Here is an 11,669-nt window from a genome sequence, read left to right as displayed (position 1 = left end):
GCCCCAAGGTGCCCTTCGGGGCATCGCTGCTACTACGGCGCCGCGGGGTCAGTTCACGTGGAGGCGGTCCTCGAAGTCGTCGACCAGACCGCGCCAGGTCTTCTGCTCGTCGTCGAACGGGCCGCTCGGCGCGAGCCGCGTGGGGTCGGGCTTGAGGATGTACGACACGAGCCAGCCGAGTCGCTCCGACGTCGCGAGCGCTTCGCCGACGCTGTCGTCACCGGACCAGTCGGCGGCGTCGGTGAGCAGTTCGACGGCCAGTTCGAGCTGGTTGGGGTCGACCGCGTCGGGGCCTTCGCCGAGGTCGGAGTCCAGCGAGGCCAGCACATAGGTGTTGGCCGCCTCGACCTCGACCTCCAGCTCGCCGCCCGTGGCCGCGGTCAGCACGTCGTCCCACGTGGACACGTCGGCCAGTTCGCTGTCGGCGAGCTCGCCCGGCTCGGCGAGTTTGCGGGCCAGCGCCTTCGACGAGGTGAAGACCTCGATGGTGCCGTTCGAACCGAGGAAGACCGGATCGTCGTCGAGGTAGCACCGCAGCGTGTAGTACTCACGGCTCGAGGTGACGATCTTGATCGGGTCGATGCCGACCTCGCCCCAGAAGCCGAGCTCCTCCTCGTCGTCGCCGTCCTCGTCGTCGGTGTCGGAACCGCTCACCGGGTCGATCTCCTCGGCCTCGGAGTCCACTCCCGCCTCGGACTCGGCGGACTCCTCGTGGAACGCGGCGAGTTCCTCGGCCGTGGTCTCGAGCGTCGCGGCGTCGACCTCCGGCACGGTCACGAGATCGTCGACCGCGTCGAGGATCGTGTCCCACTTCTCGGACACCGTCTCCGACAGGTCGGTCCACAGCTTGCCGCCCTCACGGCCGCTGAACGGCAGCGTGCCCTGGTCGAGCAGCGAGAAGCCCTCGCAGCTGTCGAGGACCTCGTGCACCTCGTCGAGCTCGCACACGTCGGCGAGCGAGCGCACGATGCCCACGATCTCCGCGAGTTCGGACAGTGTCCACGAATCGGGCGTCTCGGCCACCATCTCCGGCACGCCGACCAGGTCGTACGAGTGGTCGTCGTCCGGGATCAGCTCGGGCGCGTTCAGCGCGGGCACGGTGCGCCATGCCGGGTGGTCGATCAGGTCGTGCTGCTCGGCCGTGCGCACGTAGGCGGCGAGGTGCGCGGCGTCGGGGAAGGCGTACAGGTCCTCCTCATCGCCGAGGAAGGCTTCCCACTCCTCGCCGTCCTCCCGCCAGCGCGGGGCCCACAGGGTGACCAGGTCGCCCTGCGGCAGCCCGAGTTCGATCGGGATGATGTCCTGTGCCATTACTTCCTCCGCCACACACCTGATGCGCCCAGCTCGGCGGGGGATTCACTCCGCCGGGGCGCGCCTCGAAGCGTACGGGTTCCGCCCGGTTCCCGCGATCACCCCTCACCGGCCGAAAGTCGCGATGACACCATCTAGGTCACGATGACTGACTCCCTTGCCGACCGCCTACCCGGCGACTCCGACCCGGACACGCTGTTCGAGGCCTTCACCGACTGGACACTCGAGCGCGGTATCGAGCTGTATCCGGCGCAGGAGGAAGCGCTCATCGAGGCGGTTTCGGGCTCGAACGTCATCCTCTCGACGCCGACGGGGTCGGGCAAGAGCCTGGTCGCGGTGGGGTCGCACTTCGCGGCGCTGGCAGATGGCCGCCGGAGCTACTACACGGCGCCGATCAAGGCGCTGGTGTCGGAGAAGTTCTTCTCGCTCGTCGAGACCTTCGGTGCGGACAACGTCGGCATGGTGACCGGTGACTCCTCGGTGAACCCGGACGCGCCGATCATCTGCTGCACCGCGGAGATCCTCGCCAACATCGCACTGCGCGACGGATCCGACGCCGATGTGGGCCAGGTCGTCGCCGACGAGTTCCACTTCTACGCCGAACCGGACCGCGGCTGGGCCTGGCAGGTGCCGCTGATCGAACTGCCGCAGGCACAGTTCGTGCTCATGTCGGCCACGCTGGGCGACGTCTCGTTCTTCGAGAAGGACCTGACGCGGCGCACCGGCCGGTCGACCGCCGTGGTCACGTCGGCGCAGCGGCCCGTGCCGCTGACGTTCCGTTACGCGATGACGCCGATGCACGAGACGGTCACCGAGCTGCTGTCCGGCGGGCAGGCGCCGATCTACATCGTGCACTTCTCGCAGGCTGCGGCCGTGGAGAGCGCGCAGGCGCTGGTGAGCATCAACGTCACGACCCGCGGGGAGAAGGACGCCATCGCCGAGGCGATCGGCGATTTCCGGTTCTCGGCCGGGTTCGGCAAGACGCTGTCCCGGCTCGTGCGTGCGGGCATCGGCGTGCACCACGCGGGGATGCTGCCCAAGTACCGGCGCCTGGTCGAACAGCTCGCGCAGGCCGGCCTGCTGAAGCTGATCTGCGGCACGGACACCCTCGGCGTCGGCATCAACGTGCCCATCCGCACCGTCGTGCTGTCGGCGCTGACCAAGTTCGACGGCACCCGCCAGCGGCACCTGAAGGCACGCGAGTTCCACCAGATCGCGGGCAGAGCGGGCCGCGCCGGCTACGACACCGACGGCTACGTCGTCGCACAGGCCCCCGATCACGTCATCGAGAACGCCAAGGCCCTGGAGAAGGCGGGCGACGACGCCAAGAAGAAGCGCAAGATCACGCGCAAGAAGGCGCCGGAGGGCTTCGTCAACTGGACGGAGACGACGTTCGAGAAACTCATCGCCGCCGAGCCGGAGCCGCTGACGTCGAGCTTCACGGTGACGCACTCGATGCTGCTCAACGTCATCTCGAGGCCCGGCGACGCACTGGCCCACATGCGGCACCTGCTCGAGGACAATCACGAGGACAGGGCCGCGCAGCGCAGGCACATCCTGCGGGCGATCGCGATCTTCCGCGCACTGCTGGCCGCGGGGGTCGTCGAACGGCTCGACACCCCCGACGCCGACGGCCGCCGCGTGCGGCTGACCGTGGACCTGCAGTTCGACTTCGCGCTCAACCAGCCGCTGTCGCCGCTGGCGCTCGCCGCGATCGAACTGCTCGACGAGGAGTCGCCCAGCTACGCGCTCGACGTCGTGTCCATCATCGAGTCCACGGTGGACGATCCGAAGCAGATCCTGTCGCAGCAGCGGTTCAAGGCGCGCGGTGAGGCCGTCGCCGAGATGAAGGCCCAGGGGATCGAGTACGACGAGCGGATGGACCTGCTCGAAGAGGTCGACTATCCGAAGCCGCTGACCGAACTGCTCGAGGCGGCGTACGCCACGTACCGGCAGGGCCATCCGTGGGTCGCCGACTACGCGTTGTCGCCGAAGTCGGTCGTGCGCGACATGTACGAGCGCGCGATGAACTTCGTCGAGTACATCGGGCACTACAACCTCGCCCGCTCCGAAGGCGTCCTGCTGCGCTACCTCGCCGACGCCTACGACACGCTGCGCCGCACGGTTCCCGACGACGCGAAGACCGAACCGCTGAGCGACCTCATCGAATGGCTCGGCGAACTCGTGCGCCAGGTCGACTCGAGCCTGCTGGACGAGTGGGAGGCGCTGCGGCACCCGGACGAGGAGGTCGCCGCGAGCCATCCGGAACGGTCGTTGCCCGAGGGACCGCCGCCGGTCACCCGCAACGAACGGGCCTTCCGCGTGCTCGTGCGCAACGAGATGTTCCGCCGGGTCGAACTCGCCGCGCGCGAGGCCTACGACGCACTCGGCGAACTGGACGACGGCTGGGACGCCGACGACTGGGCCGACGCGCTCGACGAGTACTTCGAGGAGTACGACGAGCTCCGCACCGGCCCCGACGCGCGCGGACCCGCGATGCTGATCATCGACCAGCAACCGGGGATCTGGAAGGTGCGGCAGATCTTCGACGACCCCGAGGGTGACCGGGACTGGGGCATCAGCGCCGAGATCGATCTCGACGCTTCCGACGAGACGGGCGCCCCGGTGCTCCGCATCACCGACGTGGGCCCGCTCTCCGGCTGACCCCCAGGCCGTGTTGCGCCCTCCGGGGCCCGTGTTGCGTTTTCCAGGGGCCGTGTTGTGGCCTCCAGGGATCGTGTTGCGGATTCCGGGACCGCGCCGGTTCCCGGCCGACGTCCGGCTTCCCCGTGCCGCCCGTGATCACCCGCACCGTGCGCGGTCCTGCTCGGCCCGTGGTGCGGGCTCCGGGATGTGCCGCATCGCCGGCCCGGATCCACGGCCGGAGGACGCGCATCGCCGGTCCGCCCGTCGAGGCACCGCCGGTCCGCCCTTCGGGGGGGGCAGGTCCCCGAGCGGTGCCCGTTCGTCGCCACCGCGACCCGGCGTCGCTGTCCACGGCGGCGGGCGTCAGGTCTGCACCGCCAGCTCGGCCAGGAACGCCGTCGCGGCGGGTGTGGGGTTGAAGTCGCTCCACATCAGATACTCGGTGCGGCTCGGACCGTCGACGACCGGCAGGCTCGACAGTTCGGTGCGCTCCGGAACGACCCCGGTGGGCAGGAGCGCGACGGCGAGGCCGTTGCCGACGAGGTCGACGATGAGGGCGGCGTCGGTCGCCTCGAACGCCACTCGGCGGGTGAGGTCGGCGGCGGTGAACGCGTTGTCGCTCTGCGCGCGGCCCGCGCTCCCGGTGGGGAAGTCGGCGAACGCCTCGTCGGCAAGGTCCCTGAGGTGAACGCGACGGCGGCCCGCGATCGGGTGGTCGCGCGGAACGACGGCGACGAGCCGCTCCCTGGCGAGGCGCCGATAACGACCGCCCCGGGGTTCGGCGGTGTCGGGCAGGCCGAGGAACGCGACGTCGACCTCGCCGGTGCGGACGGCCGCGGCGAGGTCGTCGCTGTTGCCGGTGCGTGAGGTCACGACCACGTGCGGGTGCCGGCGGCAGAACCGCCGCAACGCGCCGGGCAGATCGACGGCGGTCAGCGTCGGAATGGTGCCGAGTGTCAGGTGTCCGCGGATCTCACCCGCCGCGGCTGCGGCGTCCTGGGCCGCACGCTCGGCCGAGTTCACGGCGGCGCGGGCTCCGGGCAGGAACGCGGCACCGGCGTCGGTGAGTTCGACGCGGCGGCTGGTTCTGGCGAACAGGCGAACGCCCAGTTCGTTCTCCAGCGCTTTGACCTGGTGGCTCAGTGACGACTGGACGACGAAACACCGTTGCGCGGCGCGGGTGAAGCTCATGGTGTCGGCCACGGCGAGGACGTACCGCAGCTGCTGCAGTTCCATCGATCCATGGTCACATCCGATCGCTGCGATGAAAACGATGTGTTGGACTCATCGACGCGGTGGCCTCGATGCTGGACGGGTGATGACCGGAATCCCCGTTCCCGCGGCACACGGCCGCGTGGCGCTCACTGCCCTGACAGCGCTCGCCCCCGCCGTGTGGGGCACGACCTACGTCGTGACGACACAGCTCCTGCCACCGGGACACCCGCTGTTCGCTGCGCTCGTGCGGGCGCTGCCCGCCGGGCTGGCGGCGATGCTCCTCACGCGCAAGTTCCCTCGCGGGGAGTGGCTGTGGAAGGCCGCGGTGCTCGGCACCCTGAACATCGGTGCGTTCTTCCCGTTGCTGTTCCTCGCCGCCGAACGGTTGCCCGGTGGTGTCGCCGCCACCCTGGGCGCGACCCAGCCGATCATCGTGGCGCTGGCCGTAGTCGGTGTGCTGGGGCAGCGGCTCTCGCTCCCGCGCCTGGGCTGGGGCGTGGTGGGCGTGTCCGGGGTGGCGCTCGTCGTGCTCGGCCCGGAGGCCGCGCTGGACCCACTCGGCATCGCGGCAGGACTCGGCGGCGCCGTGTCGATGGCCCTCGGTGTCACGCTCACCAAACGATGGGGACGTCCCGAGGGAGTGAGCGCGCTGTCCTTCGCCGGGTGGCAGTTGGCTGCCGGCGGGTTCGTGCTGCTCGTTCCGGCACTGGTGATCGAAGGCGTTCCCGGCCGGATCGACGTGGCAGGTGTCGCCGGCTACGCGTGGCTCGGCATCGTCGGCGGGCTGCTGGCCTACACCGTCTGGTTCAACGGCCTGCGCAGACTGCCCGTGACCGCCACCGCACTGCTCGGCCTGCTGTCACCGCTGGTGGCGGCCACGCTCGGAGTGCTCGTGCTGGGCGAGGTGCTCAGCGTCGTGCAACTCGGTGGCTTCGCGCTGGCGCTCACCGCGATGGTCGCGGGCCAGACCACCCGGTCCGAGCCGCGAAGCACCGCATCACCGGCCGCGGATCCCGCCGGCACCCTGTCCGCCACCACCACCGGCGCCATCACGACAGCCGACACCGGCCGCGACGACGTCCGACTGCGAGGTGTCTCATGAACCTGACGATCATCGGTGCGACCGGCATGGTCGGCACCCGCCTCACCGCCGAAGCGCTGAACCGCGGACATCGCGTCACGGCGGCCTCCCGCAGGCCGCAGCCGTCGGAGCGGGCAGGCGTTTCGACGTCGACCGTCGACGTCGACACCGGGCGGAATCTCCGGGCGACGGTCGCCGGGGCCGACGCCGTCGTCCTGACCGTCCGCGCGGCCGCGGGCGAGGAGGACCTGCTCGCCCCTGCCACGACGCGAGTGCTCGACGCCGCCGCGGACGCCGGCACGCCGCTGCTCGTCATCGGCGGTGCGGGGCCGCTGCGGTCGCCTGCCGACCCGGGCCGGATCGTCGCCGCCGACCCGGCACACGTACCGGACGCGTGGCGCAGCCTCGCCGAGGCGAGCACCGCGCAGCTGCACGCCTGCCAGGCTCACCCGACGCCGACGTGGACGTACCTCAGCCCGCCCGCGGTCCTCGAACCCGGCGAACGCACCGGCAGCTACCGCCGCGGCACCACCACGCTCCTCATCGGACGTGACGGCACGTCCCGCATCAGCGCCGAGGACCTTGCCGTCGCCGCGCTGGACGAGCTCGAGAACCCGGGCACCGACCGGCACTTCACCGTCGCCGCGCCCTAGCCGGGAGTCGGGAGCCGGCTCACGTGCCCTTCGGATGCCAGACGGTCTTGGCCTCGAGGTAGTGCCGGAGGCGGGACATGTCGGGACGCCGGGTCCAGTCGGGTTCGTCCCCGGGCACCGTCAGCACCCGCTTCACGGTGGCCGACGCCTGCTGCGCGACGTCGATCCGTGCCTCGGGGCTCGCGCCGGTCGGGTCGATCGCGTTGACGTCGGCGTGCGAGGCGAGCCAGGGGCCGAGCTCGTCGGCGCGCCCGGTCAGCACGTTGACGACACCGCCGGGGACGTCGGACGTCGCGAGCACCTCGGACAGCGTGATCGCGGGCAGCGGCCGGTCGGCGCTGCTGACCACGACCGCGGTGCAGCCCGTCGCCACCACGGGCGCGAGCACGCTGACCAGCCCGAGCAGCGACGACGACTGCGGCGCCAGCACCCCGACGACGCCGGTCGGCTCCGGGACCGTGAACGAGAAGTACGGCCCGGCCACGGGGTTGGCCGCGCCCAGCACGGTCGCGATCTTGTCGGTCCACCCGGCGTACCACACCCACCGGTCGACGGCTGCGTCCACGACGGACGAGGCCGCCGCGGCGGACACGCCCTCGCAGGCCGACACCTCGGCGGCGAACTGCTCCCGCCTGCCTTCGAGCATCTCGGCGACGCGGTAGAGCACCTGGCCGCGGTTGTAGGCGGTCGCGCCCGACCACCCGCCGAACGCCTTCCGCGCGGCCGACACCGCGTCACGCACGTCCTTGCGCGAGGCGTGCGAGGCGTTGGCCAGGAACCCGCCCGCGGAGTCGGTCACCGGGTATGTCCGCCCGGATTCGGAGCGCGGGAACTTCCCGTCGATGTAGAGCTTGTACGTCTTCGCGACGCTCACCCGGTCAGACATGCAGGTACGCCTCCAGTCCGGTGCGACCGCCCTCGCGGCCGAAACCCGACTCCTGGTAGCCGCCGAACGGAGCGGCGGGGTCGAAGCGGTTGAACGTGTTGGCCCAGACCACGCCGGCGCGCATCCGGTCGGCCAGCCACAGGATGCGCGATCCCTTCTCGGTCCACAGGCCCGCCGACAGGCCGTACGGCGTGTTGTTGGCCTTCGTCACGGCCTCGTCCGGGGTGCGGAACGTCAGCACCGACAGCACGGGCCCGAAGATCTCCTCGCGCGCGACCCGCATCGACTGCTCGACGCCGGACAGCACCGTCGGGGCGAAGAAGAAGCCGCGCTCGGGCAGCTCGCACGGGCTGGTCCAGCGCTGCGCACCCTCGTCCTCGCCGGACGCGGTCAGCTCGCGGATCTTCGCCAGCTGCTCGGCGGAGTTGATCGCGCCGATGTCGGTGTTCTTGTCGAGCGGATCGCCGAGCCGCAACGTCGACATCCGCGCGCGCAGCTTGCCCAGCAGCTCGTCGGCCACCGACTCCTGCACCAACAGGCGCGAACCCGCGCAGCAGACGTGTCCCTGGTTGAAGAAGATCCCGCCCACGATGCCTTCGACGGCCTGGTCGAGCGGGGCGTCGTCGAACACGACGTTGGCCGCCTTGCCGCCGAGTTCCAGGGTCAGCCGCTTGGGCGTGCCCGCCACCGCGTGCTGGATCTCCTTGCCCACGGCGGTCGAGCCGGTGAACGCGATCTTGTCGATGCCGGGGTGGCGCACCAGCAGCGAACCGACGTCGCCCGCACCCGGCACGATGTTGACCACGCCCGCCGGCAGACCCGCCTGCCGGCAGATCTCGGCGAACACCAGTGCGCTCAGCGGCGTGGTCTCTGCGGGTTTGAGCACCACCGTGTTGCCGGTGGCGAGCGCCGGTGCGATCTTCCACGCCAGCATGAGCAGCGGGAAGTTCCACGGGATGATCTGCCCCGCGACGCCCAGCGGCTTCGGATCGGGCCCGTAGCCCGCGTAGTCCAGCTTGTCCGCCCAGCCCGCGTGGTAGAAGAAGTGCGCCGCGGCCGTCGGGAGGTCGGAGTCGCGTGACTCCTTGATCGGCTTGCCGTTGTCCAGCGTCTCCAGTACGGCCAGTTCGCGTGCGCGTTCCTGGAGCAGCCGGGCGATGCGGAACAGGTACTTGGCACGTTCGGCGCCCGGCATCGGTCCCCATACCTGCTCGAACGCCCGCCGCGCCGCTCGCACCGCGGCGTCCACATCGGACTCGGATGCGGTACCGACCTCCGCCAGGATCTCCTCGGTCGCCGGGTTGACCGACTTCAGCGGATCGCCGCCGCCGTCGACGAACTCGCCGTCGATGAACGGCCGGTAGTTCGGTTGCAGATTCGCCAGGTCGCGCGATTCGGGCGCGGGCGCGTATTCCCACACGCTCATCGGATCAATCCACCGCCACGTAGTCGGGGCCACTGTAGTGACCGTCGTGCTGGGTGCGCCGCTGCAGCAACAGGTCGTTCAGCAGGCTGGAAGCGCCGAACCGGAACAGCCCCGGCGTCAGCCATTCCTCGCCGGCCACCTCGTGCACGGCGACGAGATACCTGAGGGCATCCTTTGTGGACCGGATACCGCCCGCGGGCTTGACGCCGCGCAGCTGCCCCGTCGCGTCGTACCAGTCGCGGACGGCCTGCAGCATCACGTGCGTCACCGGCAGGGTCGCCGCGGGGGAGACCTTGCCCGTCGACGTCTTGATGAAGTCGCCGCCCGCCAGCAGGCCGAGCCAGGATGCCCGCCGCACGTTGTCGTAGGTCGCCAGCTCGCCGGTCTCGAGGATCACTTTCAGGTGCGCGTCTCCGCAGGCCTGCTTGACCGCGCGGATCTCGTCGAACACGTAGCCGTACCGGCCTTCGAGGAACGCCCCGCGATCGATCACCATGTCGACCTCGGTCGCGCCCGCCTCGACGGCCAGCCGCACGTCGGCCAGCTTCACCTCGCGGCTCGACCGGCCGGAGGGAAACGCCGTCGCCACGCTCGCCACGCCGATGCCCGTACCCGCCAGGGCCTCGACCGCCGTCGCCGCCATGTCCGGATACACGCACACGGCCGCCACGGCGGGAGTGCCCGGCCGGTCGGGATCGGGCCTGCGTGCCTTCGCCGCCAGCGAACGCACCTTGCCACGGGTGTCGGCGCCCTCGAGGGTGGTCAGGTCGACCATCGAGATCGCGGTGTCGATCGCCCAGAGCTTCGCGGTCTTCTTGATGCTGCGGGTGCCGAGGCTCGCGGCCCTGGCCTCCACGCCGACCTGATCGACTCCGGGCAAACCCTGCAGAAACCGGCGGAGGCTCGTCTCGTCGCGGGTGGCGTCGGCGAGCTCTGCCGGCGAACTAGCTGTTGCCATGCCCGTGAGCGTAGCTGTCGACCGGCGCCGCCGGGTCCCAGTCGGCCATGCCGGCGGCACGCTCCGTCAGGGGCCGGCTCCGGCCGTCGATCCGCCTCCGCCACGCGGTCCGGCCACGCCGTGGCTCCGGCTCGACTCGCTCGGGCGGGTGGTTCGGCCGTGACTCGTGCCCGGTCGGGTCGCGCCCGGGTCCTGCCGCCGGGTACGGCTATTCGAGCCGCCTGTCGCCGCCGCCCTCCACCTTCTTCCGCCGCGGCATTCGGCGCACCTCGACGCCCGCCCAGAAGGCCAGTCCGTTCACGGTCACCACCGGCGCGCCCTCCGGCACCTCGTCCTCGGGCCGCGGGTCCTTCTTCTCGACCTGTTCGAACGCGCCCATCACGCCGATGCCGGTCACCCGCACATGGACGTCGTCCGGCACGATCACGTCGATCCCGGCCATGATCGCCACCGCGGTGATCGTCACCTCGCGTTCGGCGAACCGAGCCTCGCGCAGATCGATCTCGACCCCACCCCAGAACGCGAAGCTGTTGTGCTGCCGGGGCACCACCCAGCTGCCCTTGCGGTCGGTGCCGGACATGATCGCGATCGACGTCGCGGACCCGGGCGTGCCGCCGATCCGGCTCTCCGGAGCGCGGGGAGACACCGGCGCGGGCGGTTGCGGCGACGAGGTGACCGGCGAGACGGCTCCGGGGAGGTCGGCCAGCACCGGCTCGAGCTCGCCGAGCGTCTTCGCCGCGTACACGATGCCGAGCCGCTGCTCGAGCTCGGCCATCGTGATCCGGCCGTCGCCCATGGCCGTGTGCAACTGCTGCGCGACCCGTTCCCGGTCGGCGTCCGAGGCGCGCAGTTGCGCCGGCTCGATGCGATGGGGCTCGGCTGGCCCGGGGTCCTCGGTCATGTTCGGTCACCTTAGTGGCACGACCCGCCGTTTTCCCCACTTTCGCCGGGCCCGCGCGACCCTCGTCGTTACGCTGACGCTCATGGACGTCCAGGTCGTCGAACACCCACTGGCCCGCGCGCGCCTGTCCACCATGCGCGACGCCCGTACCGACAGCGCGGCCTTCCGCGCCGCGCTCCACGAGCTGACGGTGATGCTCGTCTACGAAGCGATGCGCGAGGCACCGCTCGTCATCGACCGCATCCACACGCCCGTCGCGCGCACCGACGGATACCGGTTGGAGTCGCCGCCGTTGCTCGTGCCGGTGCTGCGGGCCGGGCTGGGGATGGCGGACCAGGCGCACAAGCTGATCCCGGACGCGCAGATGGGGTTCGTCGGCCTGGCGCGCGACGAGGAGACGCTCCTGCCGACGCCCTATATGGAGTCGCTGCCGGAATCGCTCGCGGGCAGGCCCGTGTTCGTCCTCGACCCGATGCTCGCCACGGGCGGCTCGATGGAGCACACGATCCGCATGCTCACCGATCGCGGGGCCACGGACGTGACGGCGGTGTGCGCGCTCGCGGCGCCCGAAGGTCTGGAGCACGTCCGGAAG

10 protein-coding genes (1 of these 10 cut by a window edge) are annotated in these 11,669 nt (G+C 71.0%); 4 read left to right on the top strand and 6 right to left on the bottom strand.

Features of this window, described 5'->3' with window-relative positions; all coding sequences use genetic code 11:
* Window positions 1-48: 48 nt before the first annotated feature.
* Window positions 49-1,311 carry a primosomal protein gene (locus FB384_RS04490; protein WP_183779401.1) on the bottom strand — a complete coding sequence of 421 codons (1,263 nt, stop codon included), beginning with the start codon at window positions 1,309-1,311 and terminating at the stop codon, window positions 49-51.
* Between the two features lie 144 nt (window positions 1,312-1,455).
* Between FB384_RS04490 and FB384_RS04485 the strand changes: the two genes are divergently transcribed.
* The gene (locus FB384_RS04485) at window positions 1,456-3,975 is read left to right on the top strand and encodes a DEAD/DEAH box helicase (protein ID WP_183779399.1); all 2,520 of its coding nucleotides are present in this window, start codon (window positions 1,456-1,458) and stop codon (window positions 3,973-3,975) included.
* A 345-nt stretch (window positions 3,976-4,320) separates the two neighbouring features.
* Here the strand turns inward: FB384_RS04485 and FB384_RS04480 are convergent, their stop codons facing one another.
* On the bottom strand, window positions 4,321-5,193 hold the full coding sequence (locus FB384_RS04480) for a LysR substrate-binding domain-containing protein (protein ID WP_183779397.1): 873 nt from the start codon (window positions 5,191-5,193) through the stop codon (window positions 4,321-4,323).
* An 82-nt stretch (window positions 5,194-5,275) separates the two neighbouring features.
* On the opposite strand from FB384_RS04480, the gene FB384_RS04475 reads away from it, so the two are divergent.
* Window positions 5,276-6,274 (top strand): EamA family transporter, encoded by a 999-nt coding sequence (locus FB384_RS04475; RefSeq protein ID WP_221212641.1) that lies wholly within the window; start codon window positions 5,276-5,278, stop codon window positions 6,272-6,274.
* Window positions 6,271-6,906, top strand: coding sequence for an NAD(P)-dependent oxidoreductase (locus FB384_RS04470; RefSeq protein WP_183779395.1), 636 nt, complete (start codon window positions 6,271-6,273; stop codon window positions 6,904-6,906). The genes FB384_RS04475 and FB384_RS04470 overlap by 4 nt, the downstream gene beginning before the upstream one ends.
* A 19-nt stretch (window positions 6,907-6,925) precedes the next feature.
* Here the strand turns inward: FB384_RS04470 and FB384_RS04465 are convergent, their stop codons facing one another.
* From FB384_RS04465 to FB384_RS04450, 4 genes are all read right to left on the bottom strand, one after another.
* Window positions 6,926-7,792, bottom strand: a complete 867-nt coding sequence (locus FB384_RS04465; RefSeq protein ID WP_183779393.1) for an aldehyde dehydrogenase family protein — start codon at window positions 7,790-7,792, stop codon at window positions 6,926-6,928.
* Complete coding sequence (locus FB384_RS04460; protein WP_183779391.1) at window positions 7,785-9,218, bottom strand: aldehyde dehydrogenase family protein; 1,434 nt, start codon at window positions 9,216-9,218, stop codon at window positions 7,785-7,787. The genes FB384_RS04465 and FB384_RS04460 overlap by 8 nt, the downstream gene beginning before the upstream one ends.
* Before the next feature lie 4 nt (window positions 9,219-9,222).
* Window positions 9,223-10,176 (bottom strand): deoxyribose-phosphate aldolase, encoded by a 954-nt coding sequence (deoC, locus tag FB384_RS04455; RefSeq protein ID WP_183779389.1) that lies wholly within the window; start codon window positions 10,174-10,176, stop codon window positions 9,223-9,225.
* 208 nt (window positions 10,177-10,384) lie between these two features.
* Entirely contained in the window at window positions 10,385-11,077 is a 693-nt protein-coding gene (locus FB384_RS04450) for a DUF1707 SHOCT-like domain-containing protein (RefSeq protein WP_183779387.1), read from the bottom strand.
* An 82-nt stretch (window positions 11,078-11,159) separates the two neighbouring features.
* Here FB384_RS04450 and upp point away from each other — a divergent pair, with 82 nt between their 5' ends.
* Window positions 11,160-11,669, top strand: partial view of a uracil phosphoribosyltransferase gene (gene upp, locus FB384_RS04445; RefSeq protein WP_183779385.1) — the 5' portion only. The gene runs 114 nt beyond the window's last position; 510 of the gene's 624 nt are visible here — the first part of the coding sequence; its start codon is at window positions 11,160-11,162; the stop codon falls past the right edge of the window.

The organism is Prauserella sediminis, from assembly GCF_014195435.1.
In the GTDB taxonomy this organism is placed as follows: Bacteria; Actinomycetota; Actinomycetes; order Mycobacteriales; family Pseudonocardiaceae; genus Prauserella; species Prauserella salsuginis.
This window is presented reverse-complemented; position numbering and strand designations above follow the sequence as displayed.

Excerpts from the sequence above, each read along its gene's own strand:
- FB384_RS04490 (WP_183779401.1), bottom strand. The coding sequence starts at position 1,311 with ATGGCACAGGACATCATCCCGATCGAACTCGGGCTGCCGCAGGGCGAC.
- FB384_RS04485 (WP_183779399.1), top strand. The coding sequence starts at position 1,456 with ATGACTGACTCCCTTGCCGACCGCCTACCCGGCGACTCCGACCCGGAC.
- FB384_RS04480 (WP_183779397.1), bottom strand. The coding sequence starts at position 5,193 with ATGGAACTGCAGCAGCTGCGGTACGTCCTCGCCGTGGCCGACACCATG.
- FB384_RS04475 (WP_221212641.1), top strand. The coding sequence starts at position 5,276 with ATGACCGGAATCCCCGTTCCCGCGGCACACGGCCGCGTGGCGCTCACT.
- FB384_RS04470 (WP_183779395.1), top strand. The coding sequence starts at position 6,271 with ATGAACCTGACGATCATCGGTGCGACCGGCATGGTCGGCACCCGCCTC.
- FB384_RS04465 (WP_183779393.1), bottom strand. The coding sequence starts at position 7,792 with ATGTCTGACCGGGTGAGCGTCGCGAAGACGTACAAGCTCTACATCGAC.
- FB384_RS04460 (WP_183779391.1), bottom strand. The coding sequence starts at position 9,218 with ATGAGCGTGTGGGAATACGCGCCCGCGCCCGAATCGCGCGACCTGGCG.
- deoC (WP_183779389.1), bottom strand. The coding sequence starts at position 10,176 with ATGGCAACAGCTAGTTCGCCGGCAGAGCTCGCCGACGCCACCCGCGAC.
- FB384_RS04450 (WP_183779387.1), bottom strand. The coding sequence starts at position 11,077 with ATGACCGAGGACCCCGGGCCAGCCGAGCCCCATCGCATCGAGCCGGCG.